The organism is Neobacillus thermocopriae (assembly GCF_010975035.1).
GTDB classification, from domain to species: domain Bacteria; phylum Bacillota; class Bacilli; order Bacillales; family Cytobacillaceae; genus Neobacillus; species Neobacillus thermocopriae.
The window spans coordinates 77,402-102,356 of record NZ_JAAIUV010000004.1 but is presented as its reverse complement, the minus strand read 5'-3'; the positions used below and the strand labels follow the sequence as shown (position 1 = coordinate 102,356).

26 protein-coding genes are annotated in these 24,955 nt (G+C 38.8%); all 26 read left to right on the top strand.

The window, feature by feature from the left end:
* Window positions 1-13 precede the first annotated feature (13 nt).
* The 26 genes from G4Z05_RS04160 (at window position 14) to flgK (ending at window position 24,950) form a co-directional block, all read left to right on the top strand.
* Window positions 14-853, top strand: a complete 840-nt coding sequence (locus G4Z05_RS04160; protein ID WP_163250599.1) for a CheR family methyltransferase — start codon at window positions 14-16, stop codon at window positions 851-853.
* Window positions 825-1,907 (top strand): protein-glutamate methylesterase/protein-glutamine glutaminase, encoded by a 1,083-nt coding sequence (locus G4Z05_RS04155; RefSeq protein ID WP_038534932.1) that lies wholly within the window; start codon window positions 825-827, stop codon window positions 1,905-1,907. The genes G4Z05_RS04160 and G4Z05_RS04155 overlap by 29 nt, the downstream gene beginning before the upstream one ends.
* Window positions 1,908-2,065: 158 nt before the next feature.
* On the top strand, window positions 2,066-3,559 hold the full coding sequence (locus G4Z05_RS04150; RefSeq protein ID WP_163250598.1) for a flagellar hook-length control protein FliK: 1,494 nt from the start codon (window positions 2,066-2,068) through the stop codon (window positions 3,557-3,559).
* A 16-nt stretch (window positions 3,560-3,575) separates the two neighbouring features.
* Window positions 3,576-4,019 carry a flagellar hook assembly protein FlgD gene (gene flgD / locus G4Z05_RS04145; RefSeq protein WP_163250597.1) on the top strand — a complete coding sequence of 148 codons (444 nt, stop codon included), beginning with the start codon at window positions 3,576-3,578 and terminating at the stop codon, window positions 4,017-4,019.
* 11 nt (window positions 4,020-4,030) lie between these two features.
* Entirely contained in the window at window positions 4,031-4,969 is a 939-nt protein-coding gene (locus G4Z05_RS04140) for a flagellar hook-basal body complex protein (RefSeq protein ID WP_163250596.1), read from the top strand.
* A 55-nt stretch (window positions 4,970-5,024) separates the two neighbouring features.
* Entirely contained in the window at window positions 5,025-5,999 is a 975-nt protein-coding gene (fliM, locus tag G4Z05_RS04135) for a flagellar motor switch protein FliM (protein WP_163250595.1), read from the top strand.
* Between the two features lies 1 nt (window position 6,000).
* Window positions 6,001-7,128 carry a flagellar motor switch phosphatase FliY gene (gene fliY, locus G4Z05_RS04130; RefSeq protein WP_163250594.1) on the top strand — a complete coding sequence of 376 codons (1,128 nt, stop codon included), beginning with the start codon at window positions 6,001-6,003 and terminating at the stop codon, window positions 7,126-7,128.
* A 35-nt stretch (window positions 7,129-7,163) separates the two neighbouring features.
* Window positions 7,164-7,526 (top strand): response regulator, encoded by a 363-nt coding sequence (locus G4Z05_RS04125; protein ID WP_038534939.1) that lies wholly within the window; start codon window positions 7,164-7,166, stop codon window positions 7,524-7,526.
* Between the two features lie 181 nt (window positions 7,527-7,707).
* Window positions 7,708-9,729, top strand: coding sequence for a chemotaxis protein CheA (locus tag G4Z05_RS04120; RefSeq protein ID WP_163250593.1), 2,022 nt, complete (start codon window positions 7,708-7,710; stop codon window positions 9,727-9,729).
* 9 nt (window positions 9,730-9,738) lie between these two features.
* Window positions 9,739-10,164, top strand: coding sequence for a chemotaxis protein CheW (locus G4Z05_RS04115; protein ID WP_163250592.1), 426 nt, complete (start codon window positions 9,739-9,741; stop codon window positions 10,162-10,164).
* 33 nt (window positions 10,165-10,197) lie between these two features.
* A complete protein-coding gene (locus G4Z05_RS04110; protein ID WP_163250591.1) occupies window positions 10,198-10,683 on the top strand; it encodes a chemotaxis protein CheW in 486 nt (161 codons plus the stop codon).
* A gap of 35 nt (window positions 10,684-10,718) precedes the next feature.
* On the top strand, window positions 10,719-11,162 hold the full coding sequence (locus tag G4Z05_RS04105; RefSeq protein ID WP_163250590.1) for a YaaR family protein: 444 nt from the start codon (window positions 10,719-10,721) through the stop codon (window positions 11,160-11,162).
* Between the two features lie 44 nt (window positions 11,163-11,206).
* Window positions 11,207-11,629, top strand: a complete 423-nt coding sequence (locus tag G4Z05_RS04100; protein WP_163250589.1) for a helix-turn-helix domain-containing protein — start codon at window positions 11,207-11,209, stop codon at window positions 11,627-11,629.
* Between the two features lie 15 nt (window positions 11,630-11,644).
* Window positions 11,645-12,532 (top strand): flagellar hook-basal body protein, encoded by an 888-nt coding sequence (locus G4Z05_RS04095; protein ID WP_163250588.1) that lies wholly within the window; start codon window positions 11,645-11,647, stop codon window positions 12,530-12,532.
* Between the two features lie 23 nt (window positions 12,533-12,555).
* On the top strand, window positions 12,556-13,398 hold the full coding sequence (locus tag G4Z05_RS04090; RefSeq protein WP_163250587.1) for a flagellar hook-basal body protein: 843 nt from the start codon (window positions 12,556-12,558) through the stop codon (window positions 13,396-13,398).
* Between the two features lie 128 nt (window positions 13,399-13,526).
* On the top strand, window positions 13,527-15,101 hold the full coding sequence (fliD, locus tag G4Z05_RS04085; RefSeq protein ID WP_163250586.1) for a flagellar filament capping protein FliD: 1,575 nt from the start codon (window positions 13,527-13,529) through the stop codon (window positions 15,099-15,101).
* 253 nt (window positions 15,102-15,354) lie between these two features.
* Window positions 15,355-15,684 carry a carbon storage regulator gene (locus G4Z05_RS04080; RefSeq protein ID WP_163250585.1) on the top strand — a complete coding sequence of 110 codons (330 nt, stop codon included), beginning with the start codon at window positions 15,355-15,357 and terminating at the stop codon, window positions 15,682-15,684.
* 111 nt (window positions 15,685-15,795) lie between these two features.
* Window positions 15,796-16,599: a flagellin N-terminal helical domain-containing protein gene (locus G4Z05_RS04075; RefSeq protein WP_163250584.1), complete on the top strand. Its 804-nt coding sequence runs from the start codon at window positions 15,796-15,798 to the stop codon at window positions 16,597-16,599.
* A gap of 347 nt (window positions 16,600-16,946) precedes the next feature.
* Complete coding sequence (locus G4Z05_RS04070) at window positions 16,947-17,060, top strand: flagellin (RefSeq protein WP_374717938.1); 114 nt, start codon at window positions 16,947-16,949, stop codon at window positions 17,058-17,060.
* A 158-nt stretch (window positions 17,061-17,218) separates the two neighbouring features.
* On the top strand, window positions 17,219-17,566 hold the full coding sequence (gene flaG / locus G4Z05_RS04065; protein ID WP_231314878.1) for a flagellar protein FlaG: 348 nt from the start codon (window positions 17,219-17,221) through the stop codon (window positions 17,564-17,566).
* A 45-nt stretch (window positions 17,567-17,611) separates the two neighbouring features.
* A complete protein-coding gene (locus G4Z05_RS04060; protein ID WP_038534987.1) occupies window positions 17,612-18,187 on the top strand; it encodes a DUF6470 family protein in 576 nt (191 codons plus the stop codon).
* Window positions 18,188-18,315: 128 nt separating this feature from the next.
* A complete protein-coding gene (locus tag G4Z05_RS04055) occupies window positions 18,316-20,337 on the top strand; it encodes a methyl-accepting chemotaxis protein (protein WP_163250583.1) in 2,022 nt (673 codons plus the stop codon).
* Window positions 20,338-20,496: 159 nt separating this feature from the next.
* Window positions 20,497-22,515 (top strand): methyl-accepting chemotaxis protein, encoded by a 2,019-nt coding sequence (locus tag G4Z05_RS04050; protein ID WP_163250582.1) that lies wholly within the window; start codon window positions 20,497-20,499, stop codon window positions 22,513-22,515.
* 195 nt (window positions 22,516-22,710) lie between these two features.
* Entirely contained in the window at window positions 22,711-22,986 is a 276-nt protein-coding gene (gene flgM / locus G4Z05_RS04045) for a flagellar biosynthesis anti-sigma factor FlgM (RefSeq protein ID WP_038534994.1), read from the top strand.
* Between the two features lie 10 nt (window positions 22,987-22,996).
* The gene (locus G4Z05_RS04040; protein WP_038534997.1) at window positions 22,997-23,482 is read left to right on the top strand and encodes a flagellar protein FlgN; all 486 of its coding nucleotides are present in this window, start codon (window positions 22,997-22,999) and stop codon (window positions 23,480-23,482) included.
* Between the two features lie 19 nt (window positions 23,483-23,501).
* Window positions 23,502-24,950, top strand: a complete 1,449-nt coding sequence (gene flgK, locus G4Z05_RS04035; protein ID WP_163250581.1) for a flagellar hook-associated protein FlgK — start codon at window positions 23,502-23,504, stop codon at window positions 24,948-24,950.
* Window positions 24,951-24,955 lie beyond the last annotated feature (5 nt).

The following is a 24,955-nucleotide window of genomic DNA, read 5'->3' as shown; positions in this document are numbered from 1 at the left end:
AAAGGTGATGCTCATGATAGAAAATGGTTTAGTAGAATTAAGTCGAATGATTTATCAATATTGTGGTTTAAATTATACAGACCGTCTGATGACACTAAGAGAAAAGATATCAAAAAGAGTGAAAGAATTAAATTTAACCTATTGGGAATATGGTAAATACTTAAAAATGTCACCGTTAGAATGGGATCATTTGATTGAGATATTAACAATAAACGAAACCTATTTCTATCGGGAAGAGCATCAATTAAACGAATGTTGTTCAAACGTGCTTCCTAAGCTGAAGGAGGAAATACATACCCGCCCGATAAGGATTTGGAGTGCAGCATGTTCGACTGGAGAGGAACCTTATACACTAGCCATGCTTATACAAGAAACAAAAAAATTCCCACCTGGTTCAGTCCAAATCATTGGCACAGATATTAATAAAAAGGTATTAGAAAAAGCAAAAAATGCTTGGTATCACAACAGCTCTTTTGCTTTCCGAAGAATACCTAAAGTCTTGATGAAGAAGTATTTTGTCGAACAGGATGGCGGTTATAAAATCATAAAAAACATAAGGGATATGGTTGAATTTCACCACTTAAACCTTTTGGAAGCAGACCGATTTGCCCCAATAGGTGAAGTGGATATCATATTTTGTAGAAATGTCTTAATCTATTTTGATCAAGAAACAACAAAAAAAGTAATTCGCAATTTATACCAAAAATTAACGCCTGGCGGATACTTGTTCCTTGGTCATGCTGAATCCATTACGGATTTGGACTTAGGGTTTCAAAAGATAGATTCAGATAAGACTTTTTACTATCGAAAGGAACTAAAACAGCATGAAGAAGTACGGTATATTAGTCGTTGATGACTCGGCTTTTATGAGAAGAGCGATTTGTCAAATACTTGAAAATGATCCACTCTTTACGGTTGTGGGGATTGCAAGGAATGGATTGGATGCCATTGAAAAAGTGGAGAGGCTTCAGCCAGATCTTGTAACAATGGATATTGAAATGCCTGAAATGAACGGATTGGCGGCATTAGATCATATAATGAAAACTTTCCCTACGCCTATCGTCATGTTAAGCTCTTTCACCAAAGAAGGGGCGAAAGAGACAGTAAAAGCATTGGAATTGGGAGCAGTTGATTTCTTTCTAAAGGACTCCCTTATAAAAAATCAAGCAGAAAATAGTCAGATAAATGAGTTTTTGAACCGATTAAAAGAAATTATTGAAGCTAAACTTCCGAAAGTTTCGTACGAAAAAAGAGTTATCGAAACAAAAACGTCAACAATTTTTGATTCCAATCAACTGCAAATACAGCGGGCAAGTAAAAATAAACGCCTTGCCTTTGATTTAGTGTTTATTGGCTGTTCTACTGGAGGTCCTTCAGCTTTAAAAGCAATCCTGCCTTATTTTCCAAAGGATTTTCCTGTTCCCATTGTTGTCGCCCAGCACATGCCATCTGGTTTTACGAAACCATTGGCAGACAGGTTTGACAGTATATGTGAATTACATGTAAAAGAAGCTCAAAATGGTGAGACCATATTGCCTGGAAACATCTATATTGCGCCTTCAGGATACCAAACTCAATTTGAAAAAAAATTGGACGGAACGGTTCAATTTATCGTTAACCATCAGGAAGATGCGAAAAAAACCATGTTTAAACCTTCCATTAATATTTCATTAACTTCGGCTGCTCCTATTTTTGCTGAGCGTCTATTGGTCATAATCTTAACAGGGATGGGAGTGGATGGAATGGAAGGATGTGGCCAGGTGAAAAAACATCGTGGAACAGTATTTGTTGAGGCAGAGGAATCCTGTGTCGTATATGGAATGCCAAAAGCGGTACTAGAAGCTGGGTTTGCGGATGGTCAGTTTCTCTTATCAAAAATGTTTCAGCAAATCATGGCAGTGATATAGCCTTAAAATGAAAAGAAACGTTCCACATAAAAAACGATCAAAAAACATAGAATGGAATTCATAGGAATCAAAAAATCTCGTGTCGAAATATGCAACTTTGTATTATAATGAAATGGAAATAATTGAATGGGACATTCCCAAAGAAGGGAGGTTACTGTTTGGAGATTCAAAATCTTATCAAAATAAATCAAATAAATCCCCGAAATATTGATCCTTCTCAAGGATCATTAAGGTTTCAACAAACAGGAGATCTATTTAATCGAATTTTGGCAATATTCACGAATGTGCTGCAACCATTGGATGCAAGGGACAATCAAACGAAATTACCTTTGCAAGAAAATGAAATATTAGATGGTACAGAACCAAAAGAATCGGTTTCAGAATGTTCTCAAGAAGAAAATTTATGGCAGCTTGTTGAAATGTTATCGGACTTGCTTGCCCAATTGAATCAAAATCAACAAGCCAAAATAGAGACGGAGGATACAGAAATATCTCTACACACAAAAACTGAGGTAGAACTAAACCAATTGCAACCAATAGGTGAAGAGAGGGAAAACAACGAAATTCCTTCGTCCTTAAAAAACAATTTGGAACTAAATAAAATGCAGCAAGCCAAGCTAGAGACGGAAAATATCGATATGTCTTTATTCTCTAAAACCGAAGTAGAACTTAACAGAGAGCAGCCAACCAGTATACATACAGAAAATCTTAATGTGAATCAGTCATTTAATGAAAGGAAAGTTCCATTGCCTCCCAAATGGCTGCCATGGTTACAACCATTTACCGGGGATTTGAGAACTGGAATCGTTCAGTTGTTTGAAACAGTTATTGAAAACAGTCCACAACAGGCAATAGAAACGATGCAATTAACCGAGAAAATCAATCAGTTTCTAGACCAAATAAATGGAAGAGACAACTACAAATCACAGGATTTCGTTAACCAAATGCAACTTGTATTAGATAGATTAAATACAAGCATAATGAAATCTCACCAAATAGTGAAAGATAACGGGAAGGCTGTTCAATCTATCCAAAAGTCTCGTGTAAGTTTGGATAAAAATGAAGTATTTTCCCCGATTAACGGTCTTTCTATAGTAGGAAATAGGGTACCGGTTATGGATACCAACTATGTTCCATCCGATCAAAATCCGGTGCCAAAAATGTCACTGGCGCATTTTGTTCCGGAAATGGAAAGCTGGATTGGTCAATGTAAGCTTAAACACGGACAATTTGGGAGGACAGAGGCTCATTTTCTTTTAACCCCTGACCATTTGGGGCGGTTGGAAGTGACTATTTCCACCCAGGAAGGGAAAGTTTCTGCTCATATTGTCACAGAAACTGCTGCCGCAAAAGAAGCGCTGGAAGGTCAGCTTCAGCAGCTAAAACAAGTATTGCAACAGCAAGGAATTCAAATTCAAAAAATGGAAATTATCCAAACTCCTGCATCTACCGATATAAACCAGTGGGGTTTCTCCTTTTCTCACGATGGAAGCTTTAATCATTCCAAACAGGAGAAAGGAAAGAATCAACTAACACAAGGGGGATCCAACAAACTTCAGGAAGTGGATCAAGAAATCAGTTACGAGACCGCTATGTCTAATTATGGTTACGGACCTAGCAGAGCAATATCGTCAATTGATTTCACCGCTTAGAAAGGAGTCAAATAAAATGACCAGCTGGGTAGATATTACCACAGTGAATCATCATTCTACATATAATCATACGAAGCCAGCTGAACAGAAAAATAGTCTTGGAAAGGACGATTTTCTTCGAATTTTAGTGACACAGCTTGCCAATCAAGACCCTGGTAGTCCATTACAAGATAAAGATTTTATTGCTCAAATGGCAACGTTTAGTTCATTAGAACAAATGACGAATTTGAATAAAGCCTTTGAAAAGTTTGCCAATCATCAAATTAATCAATATTCCTCATCGATTGGGAAAATCATTACTTGGATGCCGGATGGTTCAACTACACCTGTAAGTGGTGAAGTCATCGGAGTAACGGTCCAGGACGGAAACTATTTTTATTTGGTTGGGGAAGAAAAGATTGCTATCGAAAAGGTAACTGAGATTAGACAAAAGATAGAAGAAACTAGTAACAATGGATAAGGAGGAGCAACATGTTAAAGTCATTATACTCAGGTGTTTCAGGAATGAAAGGGTTTCAAACAAAACTTGACGTCATCGGAAATAACGTAGCCAATGTCAATACGGTTGGATTCAAGAAAAGTCGTGTATTGTTTCAAGATATTCTTAATCAAAATATATCCGGCGCAACCAGTCCAACGGCCCAAACTGGTGGGATAAATCCCATGCAGATAGGTCTAGGGACAAAAATTGGTTCCATTGATACACTTCATACCCCAGGAAGCCCGATGACCACGAATGTAGGAACCGATTTAGCCATTGATGGAGATGCATTTTTTGTTTTGTCCCCAGCATCTGGTATAGGTGGTTACGATTTAGAAAACATGCCAACCTATTTAACGAAAGCAGGGAATTTTACACGAGATGCGAATGGCTATTTAGTCAATGCCAATGGTTACTTTGTAACAGGTGTGGTCGAGGATACTAACAATCCAGGGGAATATTTAAAGCTTCGAATCAAAATAGATGAGGATACTGTCGCAGATAAAAAATTTGTCTCTTATTCGATTGATACACAAGGAAATATTAATGTTGTAAATGAGGATGGAAAGAGCGGTAAGTTAGCATTTAATGGTACAGATTACTATTTAGAAGAGAATGGTGATTCTCCAAATATTATTTCTCTTGGTACCGCTATTGTTCCGAACCCAGCTGGATTAAAAAAGGTTGGTAATACCATGTTTGAAGTAACGGGTAATGCAGTGAATACGGTAGGAGCTGAACCAGAAATCGGCCGTATTCGGGACATAAATGGTGGTCAAATCAATTCCGGTGTATTAGAAATGTCGAATGTAGATTTAACAGAAGAATTTACAGAAATGATCGTCGCCCAACGTGGATTCCAAGCCAATTCAAGAACCATTACTACCTCAGATTCGATTTTAGAGGAAATCGTAAATTTAAAACGATAATAGTTTGATAGACGAATAGAATCGGTAACTCAGGGAAGAGTTAGGGGGATGCCATTTGGCAGAAGTATTATCACAGCAAGAAATCGATGCCCTTCTATCAGCATTAAATAGCGGAGAAATTCAAGCTGCCGATGTGACTGAGACGAAGGAAAAAGTGAAAGTATATGATTTTAAACGTGCGATGCGTTACTCAAAAGAACAATTGCGAAGCATCATGCGTATTCATGAGAATTTTACAAGGCTGTTGACATCCTATTTGTCTGCCCAGTTGAGAACGCTTGTTCAAATTGAAATCGATTTAGTTGACCAAGTAACCTACAATGAATTTATTGCTTCCATTCCATCAAAAACGATTTTGACCGTTTTTGATGTTCAACCAATGGATGGGAAAATGGTCATGGAAATTAACCCGCAAGTAGCTTATGGGGTAATTGAGCGTCTATTGGGAGGACATGGTGACCCTACCACCCGGGACGGGTCATTAACAGAAATCGAAACAGTGTTGATCCAAAAAGTTTTTGCTCGTGGATTTGAATTGTACCCAGAAGGGTGGAAAAATATTGAAAGTATTGAATTGAAAATGGAAGTAATAGAATCAAATCCACAGTTCCTGCAGCTGGCTTCACCAAATGACACGATGATTATCATCGCATTAAAGACAACAATTGGTGAAATTACCGGAAGGATGACCATATGCCTTCCGCATCACATTGTTGAACCAGTACTTCCGAAACTTTCAACACAACAATGGCTGACTTCGATGACAAAAAAAAATATCCCTCAGCAGGATAAATTAAAACAAAATCTCGATCATGTACATGTACCTGTGATAGCTGAGCTCGGTCAGGCAACCTTGCCTGTTTCTGAGTTAATGCAATTGCAGGTTGGAGATGTCATTGGAATTGATATGGATAAAATTCATATTAAATTAGGAAAAACATCCAGATTCTTAGGGAATCCTGGGATTCAAAAGGGACGTTATGCAGTCCAAATTGAACAAATCATCCAAACGGAGGGAGATGAACAGTAGGATGAATGAGGGTGTACTCTCTCAAGAAGAGATCAATGCGCTGTTCAATCAATTTAAAGAGAAAAGCAGTTTGTTGATCGAAGATTTCTTAAATCCAATTGAGATAGATGCATTAGGGGAGATTGGGAATATTGCTTTAGGAAGTTCCACCACCGCTCTCTCCACTTTATTGAATCAACGGGTAGAAATCACAACTCCGACACTTTCCGTTATTGAGCGGGAGCATATTGAAGAGGAAATCCAAGAAAAACGTGTAGCCGTTCATGTAGATTATACAAGTGGACTTCGCGGGAAAAATCTTCTCATGATTAGAGAAGAAGATGCGAAAATTATTGCCAATCTTATGATGGGCGGTGATGGGACAACGGTGGACCCAGAGCTAACAGAACTACATTTAAGTGCTGTCCAAGAAGCCATGAATCAAATGATGGGTTCAGCCGCTACATCCATGTCTACCATCTTCCATAAAAAAGTGGATATATCTCCACCTACCATAGATGTACTTGGTTTTCCGCCGAAAAAATTGAATCAGCTTGAAGACAATATCATTATTCAGGTACGTTTTCGTTTAAAGATTGGCAGCCTGATTGATTCTAACATGATTCAGTTTATTCCTCTGTCTTTTGGGAAGGAAATGATTCACCAAATTTTGAATGGAGGCAATGAAACACCTACCAATACTGTAAAAGAATCATCTCCCGTACAAAATGCTACCCTACAAAATGGGGGAGCGGGGCATCAAAAGGTAAATATTGAACTACCAAGTGCTGCTTCTGTTTCACATAGCAAAAGTACTGCACAACAAGCGAACGTTCAGAAGGTTGAATTTTCTGCTTTTACAGAACCAGTAGCTCCAAGTGCGGGTATAGGAAATATCGATTTGCTTTATGATATTCCGTTGACCATTACAGTGGAATTAGGACGGACGGAAATGCCGATTCGCAAAATATTAGAATTGGGGCCAGGCTCTGTGATTGAACTCGATAAATTAGCTGGAGAACCGGTCGATGTGCTTGCAAACCAAAAGCTAGTCGCCAAAGGGGAAGTGGTTGTGATCGAAGAAAACTTTGGCGTACGGATTACAGATATTATTAATCCGATTGATCGACTTTCAAAAATGACAAATTAAACTTCACAGATATGAAGGAAGGAGTGCCTATTAATATGGCTAGTGTACTAATCGTTGATGATGCTGCATTTATGAGAATGATGTTAAAGGATATTTTAGTTAAAAATGGGTATGAAGTTGTCGGTGAAGCTGTTAATGGAGCGGATGCGGTTGAAAAATATCGTGAACTTCAACCTGATATTGTAACTATGGACATTACGATGCCTGAAATGGATGGAATAACGGCTGTTAAAAATATAAGAGCAATGGATCCAGCTGCAAACATCATTATGTGCTCAGCCATGGGACAACAGCCAATGGTATTGGAAGCTATTCAAGCGGGGGCAAAAGATTTTGTGGTAAAACCTTTCCAAGCCGATCGAGTAATGGAATCGATTAAAAGAGTATTAGGAAGCTAGAATTAGATTACTAGTATTTCCAATCAAAATAAGTAACCGGCAATTATATATCGCTATGTTTATTATTAGGAAAGCGAGATGTGTATTGGACAAATCGTGCCAGTTCCGGTCACTCTCGCTTTTTTATCATACTTGAATGTGCTTACCTTTTGTATCCAAAATGGCAAGGGGAGTTTGGACAATGGATTTAAATAATTACTTAGAGTTGTTTATCGAAGAATCAAAGGAACATGTACAAGCGATAAACGACGAACTATTAAAACTAGAGATAGAGCCCGAAAATATCGACATAGTCAATGAAATTTTCCGCTCCGCCCACACTTTAAAAGGGATGGCAGCCTCAATGGGATTTGATGATCTTGCTTCATTAACACATGAAATGGAAAATGTCCTTGATATGATCCGCCAATCAGAATTAAGAATAACGGAAGAAATAATGAATGTCGTGTTTACGTGTGTAGACTTAATCGCCAAAATGGTGGACAACATTGAGCAAGGAGGAGATGGAACAGAAGATGTAACAGAAATTGTTAGGAAGTTACAATCGATTCAAAATCCTTCCATCATCCATGATGAAGAAAGAGTATCCGCTCAAAATGAAGCTGCAACTACAAAAGAACTGGTGATTGATGAATTTCAGCGTTCCATCATACAGGAAGCTAGAAAATTAGGGAATCATGTTTACGAGGTTTACGTCAAGCTTGATGAGCGCTGTGTGATGAAATCTGTTCGTGCTTACATGGTATTTCAAGCAGCAGAAGATTTGGGAGAAATTATCCAAACTGATCCCCCTGTTGAACAAATTGAAGAAGATCAATTTGGGGATTCGTTTACATTATTACTATTGTCCCACCATGATCGGTTAAAAATCGAAGCACAACTAACCAATATTTCTGAAGTAAAGGCAGTAATCGTTACGGAGAAAACGGAACAAGAATTGGGGAATACAGACAAACAAAACCACTTAAATCCAAATGTAACGGACAAGCCAAGAAAAGGGAAAGAAAATCAGAAAGCCAGTGAAACAAAGAAAAAACCGGTAACAAAGTCCATACGTGTTGATATTGAAAAACTGGATCGGCTCATGAATTTATTCAGTGAATTAATTATTGACCGCGGTCGATTAGAACAAATCGCCAGGAAATCCCAGATACCAGATTTGATCGAGACAGTGGAACATATGACAAGGATCTCAACGGATCTCCAAGGCCTAGTGTTAAATATGCGAATGGTGCCGGTTGAACAGGTGTTTAATCGGTTCCCACGGATGGTAAGAGATTTGGCTAAAGACTTAAATAAAAAGGTTCAGCTAGTTGTTGAGGGAGCTGAAACAGAATTAGATCGTACAGTCATAGATGAAATCGGTGATCCACTTGTTCATTTGCTAAGAAATGCGTTGGACCATGGCTTAGAATCTACCGATGAAAGAATAGCCAACAATAAGCCCGAAGAAGGTAGGATTTTGCTCAAAGCCTACCATAGCGGAAACCATGTATTTATTGAAGTGGTAGACGATGGAAAGGGCATTAATCGTGAAAAAGTATTGAAGAAAGCGATTGAGCGTGGCGTTATCTCGGAAGAGGAATCCTATTCCCTTTCCGATCAACAAGTATATTCATTGATTTTCTCTTCAGGATTTAGCACAGCCGATAAAATTTCAGATATTTCTGGCCGTGGCGTGGGGCTGGATGTCGTCAAAACAAAAATTGAATCATTAGGCGGAACGATCACCATCGATTCGACGCCTGAGCAAGGATCGGCCTTCCGAATTCAGCTACCATTATCCTTGTCCATTATTTATTCCATGCTAGTTAAAGTGGCAGAAGAAATATATGCGATCCCATTTAATTCGATTGTAGAGATAACAACCAATTCCGATAACGAAGTTTATACTTTGCATGGACAAAAAGTGATTCAATTCCGTGGGCAAGTGGTGCCATTGATTGAATTAAAAGAGGTTTTCCAAGTTCCACAAGTCGAATCACCGAAAGTGAACCAACCGTTATATATTGTGATTGTAAGAAAAGGGGATCAAACAATCGGATTAGTGACAGACACTGTCCTTGGGCAGCAGGAAATTGTATTGAAACCACTAGGCCGCTACTTAAATCAATTGCAAGGGATTTCTGGAGCTACCATCCTTGGAAATGGTGAAGTCGCTTTAATCATTGACACCAATCAGTTTTTTAATGAGAAAGGGTGAGTCTAGAGGATGGAAATGGTCAAGATCATTGTCTTTAAGTTGGGGGAAGAAGAGTATGCACTGGATATCGAATTCGTCCAGTCAATTGAACGTATTCAACCAATTACCCGGGTCCCAAATGCTCCGTCATATGTAAAAGGCTTGATGAATCTTCGCGGGAATGTCATACCGATTATTGATCTTCGTAAAAAATTAAATATTGGTGAGACCAATTTTACGGACCATACTCGTATCATTATCTCAAAATATGAAGATATTGAACTAGGTTTTATTGTTGACCAAACGAGTGATGTCATCGATGTGTCCCGTGATGAATTGGAAATGGAGCTATCTGGACGAATGGAGTTTGATGCTTTCGGGGGAATTGTCAATTTCAGTGGCCGCTTGATTATTCTATTAAAAATGGAAGAACTCGTAAAAACAGAAGTCAAGTAATTTTGTTTTATTAATGAAAGTAGAGGGGATCTTATGCAAGGTCAAATCGATATGACAGATTTTAAAGCACTCATTTTTAAAGTGGGTGAAGAGGAGTATGGTGTACATATTAATCAAGTGATTTCGATTGAGCGTATGCAAGAAATTACCTCCTATCCAAACCGCCCGGCACATGTACTTGGGGTAACCGTCATGAGAGAGGTGGTTACACCGTTGGTTGATCTACGTTCCGCTTTGATGGGTGAAGCGCTAGTACCAAGTGATTCTTGTAGAATCATTTTAGTTCAGGTCGAGGATAAGCAAATCGGTCTCATTGTCGACGCAGCAACGGATGTATTAGATATCAAGCTTGATACCATCCAACATCCGAATCTATTAGACTCTAAAGATGTTTCCTATTTGAAAGGGATCTCGAAAATGGATGACCGGTTAATCATTCTATTAGATATTGAAAAACTTCTGGAAAAAACAACAAATATCGATGAGCTGAAAGAAATCAAAGAAGTTTTTCAAGATTAAGCTGGATGTGATTCTTAAATCAGAGGTGAGTCCCGTTGAAAATTCAAGAAATGTCACGGATCAATATGGGGGATCTCCGCTTTAACTCGAGTGACCGTTTTTCCACGAACGCCGCATCTTTCCAAAAGATCATGCACACCTATACGAAGGAACTAACACAGGATCACTTACAGCAGCTGTTAGGAGAAATCGATCAACAAGGGCATATTTTAAGTGAAAAACCAACCTTTCAAGAGCTTCGTAAATATAAAGAGCTTGTAAAAAGGTTTATGGATGAAGTTACGAAAAACGGAATGGGTTTGTATCAAACGGAAACATGGGATTTTTATGGAGGCAATAAAACATTGAAGACAATACAAGTGTTAGACCGTAAGCTATTGGAATTAACAAATCATGTGTTAAACCAACAAAAGGACGGTTTAACGATTTTAGAGAAAATCGGAGAAATCAAAGGATTACTAATAAACCTTTATACTTAACCCAACCTACTCCAATTGAAAGAGTGTAAAGGAGGGATGTGTTTTTGATTGACTATATCATCATTGCCTTATTACTGCTAAATGGGATTGGTATGTTCCTATTATTGATGAAAGGAACAAATAAACAGAAAGGAAATGTTCAGCTAGACTTATTGAAAAAATTCGCTGAACAACAAATGATTTGGAATCGTGAATGGAACGAGTTGAAAACAATGATGGAGAAACATCATGCGGAAGTCCTTAAAGAATTGGGAAAGTGGGAGGCGACTAGACAATCATTGGAGTTGTCGATTCCGCAAACGTCCCATTCCAACCATAACCAGCATTTATTTTTACAAGATCGTTACAAAGAAATTTTCGATTTACATCAACAAGGCTATTCCGTGGAACAAATTTCTAAAAAACTGGAAAAAGGTGTGGGGGAAGTTTCTTTCATCTTGCAACTAGCCGGACCATCTTCCAAATAAGAAAGGAGAATGACCATGATTAGAGGCTTGTATTCCGCTGCTTCGGGAATGTTTTCATTGGAGCGGAAACAAGAGGCATTAGCAGAAAACTTGGCGAATGCTCAAACCCCCGGATATAAAAAGGATGATACCGTCCTTCGCTCTTTTCCGAAACTTTTACTGAGCCGGATTCGTGACTTTGAACAAAGTAAGACTGGTTTTGCAGCCGGAGTGTCGCAAAATCCGGCACAACCGGCTCCAATCGGGGTACTCGTAAACGGGGTATATGCCCAAGAAAGAATTCCTAACTTCCAACAGGGCGCAATTGTCCAAACCGATCTTCCGTTAGATGTGGCGATTGAAGACTCTGGAATTCCGTTGCAAGAAGTGAATGGCCGCCAAGTGAAGCCATCCGCGTTTTTCGCTGTTCAGCTTCCAGACGGAACAGTTGGTTATACACGGAATGGGAAGTGGGATGTAGACGCGAATGGGAACATAATAACTGCTGACGGGTATCGGGTGCTAGGATCGAACGGAATGCCGATCCAACTTAGAGGTGAGTTTAGTAAAGAAAAATTAACCATTGATGAAAAGGGACAAATAACCATGACCTCGGATGATCCGACAAATCGTAGAGTCGTAGGTCAAATTGGTATAGCTATCGCTCAAAATCCACTGGAACTACGGCGACTGGGAGGGAATGTGTATCAGACAGCTGCCCCATTACCTCTCGTTCAAAACATAACCGATTATCCTGGATTGACACTTCAGCAGGGGTATTTGGAACAGTCGAATGTGGACCCGGGGCAAACGATCACCGATATGATGGTGGCTTTACGCGGTTATGAGGCCAACCAAAAGGTGATCGGTGTGTATGATCAATCATTACAACAGCTGTACTCTGTAGGCAAAATAAACGGATAATTGCAGAATAGGAGAGAAGGAATTTGAATACATCTCTTTTCATTTCTTCAGGAGCCTTGCAAGCGTATCAGCAAAAAATAGATACGTCGGCAAATAATGTGGCCAACGTCAATACCCCTGGTTTTAAGCGGAAAGATCAGACGTTTTCAGAATTATTAGCTTCACAGATTCATAACCAAGAACGTACAAATGAAGAAGTTGGCCGGTTGACTCCGAACGGCATCCGCGTTGGTTATGGTGTCCGCGCTGGGATTTCTCAGCTTGATATGGCTCAAGGCCAAGCGATGGAAACAGGAAACCCGTTCGATCTAATGATTCAAGGGAAGGGCTTCTTCCAAATCACCGATCCCGTAACAGGAGAAATACGATTCACCCGTGATGGAAGTTTTCATTTAAGTCCCCATCCTACTCAACCTGGAATCTATCATTTAGTCCACAGCAGTGGCGGACACCTTCTAGATCAAAATGGTAATCCGATAACATTAAATGGACAATATGAAATCAAAATGGATCCAACAGGCCGTATTCAATTAAAAAATAAAAACGGTGATGGGACGACTATGATCTCGCCACAGAGAATAGGCTTGGTTGACATTGAAAATCCACATCTATTAAAAAATATGGGTGAAAATCTTTATGCAATCGATTCCACTGTTCTTCCAAATGGGACAACTCCAACGGACTATGTAAGGCCCTTGCAGCTTGAGGAAATACAGCTCTCATCTGGATACTTAGAAGGTTCGAATGTGAATTTAGTGAAAGAAATGACGGATTTGATGACGGCACAAAGAAGCTTCCAAATGAATGCGAGAGCTGTTTCCTATGCGGACCAAATGATGGGAATAGCGAACAATATTTTGAAATAGAGACGGCTAACGTCTCTTTTTTTCTTTTTTAAAAATGTCCTATAAACAATTTTGCTTTATAGCCGATAATACTAACAAAGTATTTTACTAGAATCGTTTATCGTTTTGAAAGATGGTGAGTGAAAACAATGATCAATACTAGTAATACGCTGCGGGTAAGTGGCCTCGCATCTGGGATGAACACAGATGAGATTGTGGATAGTTTAGTCCGTGCACAAAGCGCCCGATTATACAAAATGCAGCAAACGAAAACATGGACCACCTGGAAAACAGACGCTTATCGTGATGTGAACAAAAAGGTGGATGAATTTAACCGGGCCATGAGAGATTTACGCTTGCAATCAAGTTTTAATAAGCAGATTGCCATATCCACCAATGAGAGCATTCTTTCAGCAACAGTCAGCGGGAAACAATCATTGTCTTCTTATGAAATTAAAGATGTACAACCCGCCAAACCGGCAACCACTGCTACCGTTAAATTTTTCTTGTCAACAGGTTTAGATCCATCTAAAACACTTGCCGAATTAGGCGTCGAAGATGGGTCAGCGGATGGAACGGGAAAAACATCTATCAGAATCAATGGGGTGGCATACGAATTTAATCTAACTGATACTCTTTCAACCGTACTAAGTGAAATCACGAATAACAGTCCAATCACCGCCTCCTATTCTGCAACGGAAAAATCGTTTACTTTTTCAAATGATATGGCAGGGGAAGGTTTTGATATAAAACTTGAAGAAGGGAATTCAAATCTTTTAGCCCAGTTAGGCTTAACAGCAGGATCAATCACAGAGGGATCCTATCAGTCAAGTCCAAATATGTCGGTGATTAAAGGAACAAATGCGAGCCCAGCAAAAATGTGGATCAATGGTCTGGAATTCCGCTCAGATACAAACTCCTTCACGTATGATGGTGTAACCTTTACGATTAAAGGTGCGACTGAGATAGGTCAATCCGTTAATATCATGACAAAAAATGATACGGACGCTATTTTTAACCGTATTAAGACCTTTGTCGATAAATACAATGAGCTGATTAAAGATTTGAACGACCGATTAACGGAAAAACGATATCGGGATTATCCACCACTACTCGACGAACAAAAAAAAGAAATGAAAGAAAACGAAATTAAGCTATGGGAAGAAAAGGCAAAGAGCGGTCTGTTGGCAAATGATTCCACGATCAGTTCGTTTCTAGCAGAAATGCGTAACAGTCTTTCCACTATGGTACAAAATGATGGAGCCTTCCATTCATTAAAAGAGATTGGCATTGATTTTTCCTCCAACTATTTGGACAAAGGGAAATTGGAGCTGAATGAAGAAAAACTTAAGGCAGTTTTACAATCGAATTTAGAAGATGTCAAAATACTATTCACAACAAAAGCAGCAAGTGAGGATCCAAAATCCACAACAGTAAATAACAAAAATATACACGATCAAAGTGGATTTGCCTGGAGAATATATGAGCGGTTAAATGAAACCACATCACAGTTGATTAAACTTTCTGGTTCCATCTCCTCTTCTGTTGATACACAAAGTTTTATGGCAAAACAATTAAAAAACTTGGATGAAAATATTAATCGAGAACAAGTGAAGATTAAGGCATATGAAGAAAGACTTTGGCGACAATTTACAGCCATGGAAAAAGCCCTTCAACAAATGAACTCCCAGAGTTCCTGGTTATATCAACAGCTCGGAATGTAAATACCCGTCCATTTATTGGGCGGTATTTTTTTATCTACTTAGCAACTAGAAATAAAAGATTTTTTAGAGTTTTATAGCTTACCAACAGTAAACAATCTTATTAAACGTCCGATAAAGAAGAATACCAAAGGGATTTTAGAACTTATCAAAACTTCCGTTGGCTAGAAAAATTTATTAAAAAAATACTAAACAATTCTCATCTATTCCCGATAAATAGAAGTGTAAGGTAATTGAACCTTTGGGGGATGGTAACATGCTCATTATCGGTCGAGAAATTGGACAATCCGTGATCATTGGTAATGAAGTAAAAGTTACTATTTCGCAAATAGGTTCTATGCTCCGATTAACGTTTGATGCGCCTAAGCACATCCGTGTTCATCGAGTAAAACAACATCCAAACTGTACTAGAAAGTTAAAGAAAGGTGCAAGAATTATTGGCGACACCTTTTTGATTGGAGAAGACGTAAAAGTAACCATGCTCCAAACTAAATCCGGCCTAAACCGCCTCGCCATTGATGCACCAAAAGAAATTACTATTTCTCGAGAAGAATTGTACAACGGTATTCTTCAAGCAGAAAACTAAATAGTACATACTCTTTAAAACTATTCATTTCCATATTGATAATAGACCCAATGGGTTTGTTATAAATTATTTTCAAAAAGACTTACATTGATTTAAGGAGGAAAAATACTTATGCGTATTAACCACAATATCGCAGCACTAAATACTTATCGTCAGCTAGGTGCAGCAAACAACGCACAAATGAAATCTATGGAAAAATTATCATCTGGACTTCGTATCAATAGTGCAGCCGATGATGCTGCTGGTCTAGCAATCTCTGAAAAAATGCGTGGACAAATTCGTGGATTGGATATGGCTGCTAAAAACGCACAAGATGGAATTTCCCTAATTCAAACTGCTGAAGGTGCATTAAATGAAACTCACAGCATTCTTCAACGTATGCGTGAATTAGCAATACAAGCTTCCAATGATACTAATACATCTGATGACCGAACAAGACTTCAAGAGGAAGTTGATGAACTTGCAAAAGAAATTACAAGAATTTCTAATACAACTGAGTTCAACACAATGAAGTTACTTGATGGTTCAAGAGATGCTTCAAATACTACTATTGGTCAAGATTTAACATTCCAAATCGGTGCTAATGAAGGCCAAACAATTACCTTAACAATAAAGGCTATGGATGCACATACTTTAGGCGTTGATGATGGTACTGGTACCGATGCTGAGACTGCTGGTACTTCAGGTCAAGCTACCGCAACTAAGGGTATAGATATTTCTACTGATGCGGCAACAGCTACAGCAGCTGTTACGACTATCCAATCAGCAATTGATACTGTGTCCGCTGAACGTTCCAAATTGGGTGCTTATCAAAACCGTTTAGAACACACAATAAATAATTTAAATACATCTTCTGAAAACTTATCAGCAGCAGAATCTCGTGTTCGTGACGTAGATTATGCTTTAACTGCTTAAATGGCAGCGAAAAGCACAGTCGTCCTAGCTGGTAACGGCTAGTGAGTATAATCGGGTGAATTGCTGGAAACCCCTTAGAGCTTTTCTTACCACAACGTAGTCGGAAACGACAGGCGTGATGGTTTGAAAAAAGAAAAGATTTGGGCAATCAGCAGCCAAGCTCCTGTGAGGAAACTCTGGAGAAGGTTCAACGACTAGGATAGACCATCTAAGGCGTAAGCTATGATGATGAAATCCATAGGTGAAACAATGTCCATCAGCATTGTGAATCCGAAGTGCCCGACCCCTACTGATTATCAGAGGGTGAAGATATAGTCTAGTCATTTGTGAAAGCAAATGTTCGCACGATGGCGAAAGAAATGATGAACCAAACGAAGAACTCTATTCTTGCTCAAGCAGCTCAGGCAATGCTTGCTCAAGCAAATCAACAACCACAGGCAGTTTTACAACTTCTTCGTTAATTTTAATAAAAGAGGCTTTGGGGGAGACCCAAAGTCTTTTTTATTATATTTTAAAGAAAGTGAAACGAAATTTTTTTCCATATTCTACATAACACCTAAACATTTCCACCTTCTAATCCGATAATCTGAAATAACAATATTAAATAGGGGGAAGTTCCGTGATTGAGAAGTTGATGAATCAAAATCAACCAACGGATTATCAGGTAAAACCAATAGAAAAGACTCCGATGGTGAATAATATTTCCGCTGAACAGCAGCAAGAACCACCTCAGAAACAACAGGCCAAAGAGACTACAGAAAAAGTGGTCAACAGCATGAATGAGTTTTTGAAGGCATCGAATACACATCTGAAATTTGAGTTTCATGAAGAATTACAAGAATATTATGTAGCGATCATTGATGAACGGACGAATGAAGTGGTTAAAGAAATTCCTTCAAAAAAGTTATTGGATATGTATGCCGCTATGACGGAATATGTGGGCCTTATGGTTGATAAAAAAGCATAGGCATATGAGAATTTTCTTTCATAAACCTTGAAAGTCGGTGAATGTATGCAGATCCCACAAATACAAATCAACCAGACTCCTGCCCGTATTGGTATTCGTACTACTCCGCCGATTCAGGAAATTCAACAAAAACCAGCAGACCTCTCAATCAAACAGACGAAAGCTACCATGACGATTGACCGGATACCTGCACGTCTAGAAATTGACCAGGAACAGGCTTGGAATGAGTTGAATGTTAAACGATTAAGTGTGTTAAGCAAGGATATGGCAGAATACTCCAAACAGGCCGGATTGGAAGCGATTGCCCAAATCGCTCAGGAAGGCGATCAACTCGCAACCATTGAGAAAAATACTAATGCCATCGCTGATATTGCGTTTGAAAAGGCAGTACCGTTGCCAGCCGATTTTAATATTGCATTTATTCCTAGCCATGGTTCAGTGAAAATCAATTATATTCCAACTGAACTGCATATTCACTGGAAACTTGGGGGAGCAGAAATCAATGCGGTTCAAAATAAACCAATTCATTACTACACCCCTGGGAAAGTGGAAATCTATCTGCGGCAAAAACAAAAGCTAGACATTCACTTTTCTGGAACGAAAATAAACCATATTAGATAAACCAAAAGTATTTAGTTTGAATTGACTAAATACTTTTTTCTTTTTTTATATTATAAACTATTTTTTTCATCTGCCGATAATTAGGAAAAAGAAATTTGTTTCATTATCAATATGGATGGGGGTTTACCGTGAAAACCGAAAACCAGCAAAAACAACGCTTTACACTTAACAGTGCGAAAACGAAATTAATCGCCACTATGCTTGCCATCGTGATGATTCCTACGATTTTGATTGCTTTACTATCTAATGCCATCACACAAAAAGTCACACATGAACAAACAGCAAACTCGACGCTAGAAGTAACTAAAATTGCGAGTTCAAGCCTTGATAACAAAATTGATGGTGTTGTGAGCCAATTAACATTGCTTGCCAATAACGTAAATTTTACTGAATTTTATCAACATGATGGAAATTCAACCGATGGCTATCATTTATTAGAGGAAGTGTTAAAAACAAATAAAGACTATACCTTTGTTTACTTCGGTTCAACGAAGAAGGATATGTTAAGTGCACCTAATTCGGAACTTCCTGATGACTATGATCCAACAGAACGTGATTGGTTCATAGGGGCTGTCGAAAAGGACGGAAAGATATATTACAGCGAACCATATCAAGATGAAGGAACGGGGCAAATGGTTCTAACTCTTTCCCAGGCGGTCAAGGATAAAACTGGCCAACTCGTAGGGGTTATGGCGATTGATCTTGATATGGGTAATTTCTCGAAATCTTTAAGTGAGATAAAGGTTGGTAAAGAAGGCTTTTTAACATTAATTGGAGAAGATGGAAAGTATATTTATCACCCTGAATCAAAGTTGATTGGTTCCGATCAACTAGCTAAACTTTCTATTTGGAATCAAGTGAAGGAAGAAAAAGAGGGATATGGAGAATTTGAATTAAATGGAGGAAAGTATTTTTCTGCTTTTATGACCAATGAACAAACAGGCTGGAAATTTGTCACCCAAATGGATCGCTCAGAAATGATGGAAACGGCCGAAAAGGTTCGTAATATGAGCTGGCTGCTCTCCGCCATTTTCGCTTTCGTTTCAGCCCTTGCCGGATATTGGATTAGCCGAAGAATTGCGAATAATATCCTCGTCGTAAAAGATGCGTTGGAAACGGCTTCAAAAGGAGATTTTACTGCCAGAGTTTCAGTAAACACGAAAGATGAATTTAAAGAGCTAGAACAAAGCTTTAACCATATGATGGAGCAGCTATCAACCTCTCTACAAAAGGTTGGCAATACTTCGAAGTCTGTTTTGGAAACCTCGGCTCATTTGTCCGTGATGACGCGAGAAACAAATGCAGCTTTGTCAGAAGTGGCCATCGCTATTGAAGAAATAGCCCAAGGCGCTGGTTTGCAAGCAAAAAATGTCCAAGTCGGCTATGAATCAATGAAAGGACTTTCTCAACAACTTGATGAGATTCATGTGGTGACGGAGAATATGAACGATGTTTCTCGTCAATCAATGAAATTGAGTAACAAAGGATTGGAACAAGTAGGCGTCCTTACTGAAAAGGCATTAGAGACAAAATCCTCCACAAATGAAGTTACATCCATTATTAAAGAAGTGGAAATGAAAATGGAGGAAATCAACACAATTATTGAGGCGATTACGAAAATTACCGACCAAACCAACCTCCTTTCCCTCAATGCTTCGATTGAATCGGCGAGAGCGGGAGAACATGGGAAAGGCTTTGCGGTAGTCGCGAATGAAGTAAGAAAATTAGCTGAACAGTCCAAGGCTTCAGCAGATGAAATTAAAAAGATCGTGGATAATATTAAAGCCGTTGTGAAAAAAGCGGTCGAAGCAATGGAAAGAACGAATAGGGCCGTAACCGAACAGGATAAAGCTGTTTCGGAAACAAAAACGATCTTCCATGAAATTTTAGTGGCGATTCGTGATTTGGCTGAAAAAGTGGAAGGTGTAGAAGCATCTGTAAAGGAAAGCCAATCGAACAAAGAGACGATTAATCAAGAAATGGACAGTATAACAGCGGTATCGGAACAAACCGCAGCTGCAACGGAGGAAGTTTCTGCTTCGACAGAAGAAATCTCGGTAACGATGAATTCCTTTACCCAGCATGCCAGCGGATTGAAAGAGTTGGCCGAACAGCTGGATCAAGAAATTCACAAGTTTAAATTATCATAGGATTCTCACTAATGAGCTGCCAGAGTCAAATATTCGGCTAAATGGCAGTTCTTTTTATATTTTCGAAATCTACTAAACTTTAATGGGGAAGGACCGATACTTATTACTATCCATATCAATTTTTTGAATAGGATAAAAAATCAACAAATGGAGGGCAGCATGGAGAAAAAAAAGAAAACTACTATACAGTTTAATTGGAATAGCAAGAAAACGAAGTTAATTGCCGGGATGATGGCGTTCGCATTAATTCCTGCCATTTCTATTGCCGCTATTTCTGGTCAAGTCTCAAAAAATGTCATGTACGATGAGATTACAAGTTCAACTTTGGAGGTAACAAAACAGGCTAGTGCGGGTCTCGATTACAAAATGGATGGAGTAGTGGCTCAGCTACAATTATTAGCAAGTAATGCCTATTTTACAGATTTTTATTCAAATGCTGACAACTCCACAAAAAGCTTTTATTTACTTGAAAATGCCTTAAAAACCAATCTTGAATATGAAAATGTTTATTTTGCTTCAACCAATAAACAGATGATTTTGGCTCCGAAACAAGAACTGCCAGATGGGTATGATCCGACGAATAGGGAATGGTTTACAGGAGCAGTGGAACAAAATGGGGAGGTTTATTACAGTAAACCGTACCATGATGCCATCACCAATAAATTCGTTCTGACCATCTCCCGTGCGGTAAAAGATAAATACGGAGAAATTGTCGGGGTGGCAGCCATTGACTTAAATTTAAAAGCTTTCTCCAATTCGATTAATAAAATCGTCATTGGTGACCATGGTTATATGACAATCATTGGAAAGGATGGCCAATTTATTACCCATCCTGATGAAAAACAAATTGGTTCGGACATGGTGACCAAACTTTCCCTCTGGGACGATCTGAAGAAGCAAGAAGAAGGAATAAGTCATTATGAATTAAATGGAGCAGATAAATTTTCCGCCTATACCACAAACCCGAAAACAGGATGGAAGTTTGTTTCGGCCTTAGAACAATCAGAAATTGAAGAGAGTGGAAAAAAAATTAATCAAATTGGATGGCTGTTTACAGCTATTTTTGCAGTGTTTTCTGGTCTCTTCGCCTATTCCTTTGGTGGACGGATCGGTAAACAAATTTTAATGATGAAAGAAGCATTAGAAAGAGCAGCTAAAGGCGATTTTACGGCGAGAGTATCAATCAACGCAAAAGATGAATTCAAGATTTTGGAGCAAAGCTTTAACGATATGATGGATCAGTTATCGGTTTCACTTCGTAAAGTTGGAGAAACTTCAAAATCGGTATTAGATACCTCTGCACATTTATCGGCGATGACGCAGGAAACGAATGCTGCCTTGTCTGAAGTGGCACTGGCTATTGAAGAAATTGCTCAAGGGGCCGGATTGCAAGCAAAAAATATCCAAGTGGGCTATGATTCCATGAAAGATTTATCACAACAGCTGGATGATATTTCAGTTGTTACAGGCAATATGAATCAAGTGTCGCAGCAAACGATGGAATTAAGTAATAAAGGTTTGGCCCAAGTTGGAGTACTCACAGGGAAAGCTTCTGAAACCAAATCGTCGACAAATGAAGTGGCTTCGATTATTAAAGAAGTCGAAGTGCGCATGGAAGAAATTAATACGATTATTGATGCCATTACCAAGATCACAGATCAAACTAACTTGCTATCACTGAATGCTTCCATCGAATCTGCAAGAGCAGGAGAACACGGAAGAGGATTTGCAGTTGTTGCTAATGAGGTAAGGAAACTGGCAGAGCAATCCAAAGCATCAGCGGATGAAATTAAGCATATTGTAGACAGTATTAAAAATGTGGTGAAAAAAGCAGTGGTGGCGATGGAGCGTACTAATCAAGCTGTGGCTGAACAGGATCTTGCAATGTCAGAAACAAAAGGAATCTTCCATGAAATTTTAGAGGCAATTCGTGAACTGGCCTCAAAAGTAGAAGGGGTTGAACAGTCTGTTAAGGAAAGTCAATCCAACAAAGATACGATTAATCAAGAGATGGACAGCATAACAGCCGTTTCCGAGCAGACTGCAGCAGCCACCGAGCAGGTATCTGCTTCTGCAGAAGAAATTTCTGTTACGATGAATTCCTTTACCCAACATGCTGGTGGATTAAAAGATTTAGCTGAACAACTTGATCAAGAATTGAAGAAATTCAAATGGTAACATTCTAGGGGGCAATATTGCTCCCTTTTTTTGTCATGAATCATACTACTCCGATCACAAAAATACCAATCACTTTGCTATAATGAATAAGTTAATGGTTTATAAGATATACTCATCGATTTTTTATTCGAATCCACTAAACTTACGATATGATTAGCCGATATGAATAAATAAAGGAATAGGAGGCAACGGTAAATGAGAATTAATGATACGAGATACGGTTTTTATTCCTACCATAATCAAGCGAACCGTTTCAATATAAAGCAATCATCAAAAAATACACCCACTTCAACGGAAGTAGAAATATCTTCACGCGGCCGGGAAATTGCCGAAGCCATGAAGTCTGGACAAACCGAACGGCAAAATCGTGTTCAAGAATTAAAACAGCAAATTGCAGCAGGAACCTATCATGTGGACAGTAAGAAAATCGCTGAAAAAATGATCGATTTTTGGAACAATTATTCCAAGTAGGAGAAAGTAAATGGGATCTGTAAAACCAATTATTCAAGTAATGGAAACAATGCTCGAGATTCATAAGAAGCTATTAGATGCAACAAAAGAAAAAAGATCTGCACTTGTGGATGGTGATATGTCCGCTTTACATTCAATCATTTATCGAGTGAATTCCTGCACGGATGAAATACAACGATTAGAAGAGGAGCGAATGAGGCTCGTCGCGGAATATATGAAAGAAAAAGGATATGTTGGATCCGCAATAACAGTAGAAAAATTACTGGATTTTCTGGTAGATGAAGAAGCAAAATCCAATCTAAACCTCATCGCTAGTCAGCTACGGGATGTCATCGAGGAAATACGTAAGATTAATGAGAGCAATCAACAGTTGATCCAATCATCCCTTTCATATATTCAGTACTCGATCGGAATGTTTGTTAGTAAAGAGCCTTCTATTGGATATGGACCTGAGAAAGCCAATCGTTTTGCTAGCTTATTAGATGCAAAAATATAGAGGAAAGGATGGGGGTTAAATGGTTTCTACCTTCCATGGTTTAGAGATTGGACGAAGGGCACTTTCCGCACAACAATCGGCACTGACCACGACCGGACACAATATTGCCAATGCAAATACAATTGGTTATACACGCCAACGGGCTGAAATGCAAGCCACCACCGCTTTATCTGTTCCCGGAATGCATAATCATCAATTAGGAACGGGTGTTGATGTCAGTAAACTCGTCCGCTTAAGAGAAGAATATTTGGATGTTCAGCTTCGTGGAGAAAATAAAAATTTAGGTTATTGGGAAGCAAAGAGTGACACCCTATCCAAAATCGAGGAATTTATGAATGAACCTTCTGATACGGGATTAGCCTTCGTGATGGATGAGTTTTGGAAAGGTTGGCAAGAACTTGCGAAAAATCCGGAAAGTACAGCCGCCAGGGCAGTCATCAGACAAAAAGGGGTGGCAGTAGCGGAAACATTTCATTTCTTGTCTGATTCACTTACACAGCTGCAAAACGATCTAAAAAACGTCATCATGGCCAAAACAAAGGAAGTTAATTCACTTGCCAATCAAATTGCCAATCTTAATTCACAAATCTCCCGCTTGGTCATCAATAATTATGAGCCTAATGATTTATATGACCAAAGGGATTTATTACTCGATCAATTATCAAAAATTGTCAATGTTAATACTGTTCCTGATAAGAATGGAATGGTAACAGTTTCGATAGGTGATAGTGTTTTAGTCTCCGGAGATCAATCATCTCAACTAACCATAGGCTTCGACGAATCGGGTACAATGATCGATCCCAATGAAATCAAACTAAATGGAAATAAAGTCATATTGGAATCGGGAGAATTACTAGGCCGGATTGAATCGTTTGGAACCACTGATGGGGGGATCATCCCGAACATCAAGGATCAAATCAATACATTAGCTAAACAACTGATCGAGGCTGTCAATAACCTACATGAAGAAGGACTAAATTTAAAGAATATTTCAGGAGAATCAACTGAAAAATATTCCTTTTTTATCGGGGATTCTGCCGGAAATATCAATGTCAACAAAGCCATCATGGAGTCATTAGATTTAATAGCAGCAGCAAGAGAAGAAGCGCCTGGTTCCGGGATGTCTTCCTCAGGGAATGGAGAAAATGCCAAAAAGATCGCGGATATTAAATTTGATAACAGCTTGGAGTTTAATGGGACCACTTCTACATTGGATGATTTTTACCGTAATATCATTGCTCAATTAGGAATTGATTCACAAGAAGCAAGCCGGATGAAAGAGAATTCTGAAGTGATCATTCATCAGGTTGAGAATCGTCGTCAGTCAGTTTCCGGTGTCTCTCTCGATGAAGAAATGGCCAATATGATTAAATTCCAGCAGGCTTATAATGCTGCAGCACGCATGGTAACAGTAATGGATCAATGTTTGGACAAGATCATTAATGGAATGGGCAGAGTAGGATTGTAGCAGGA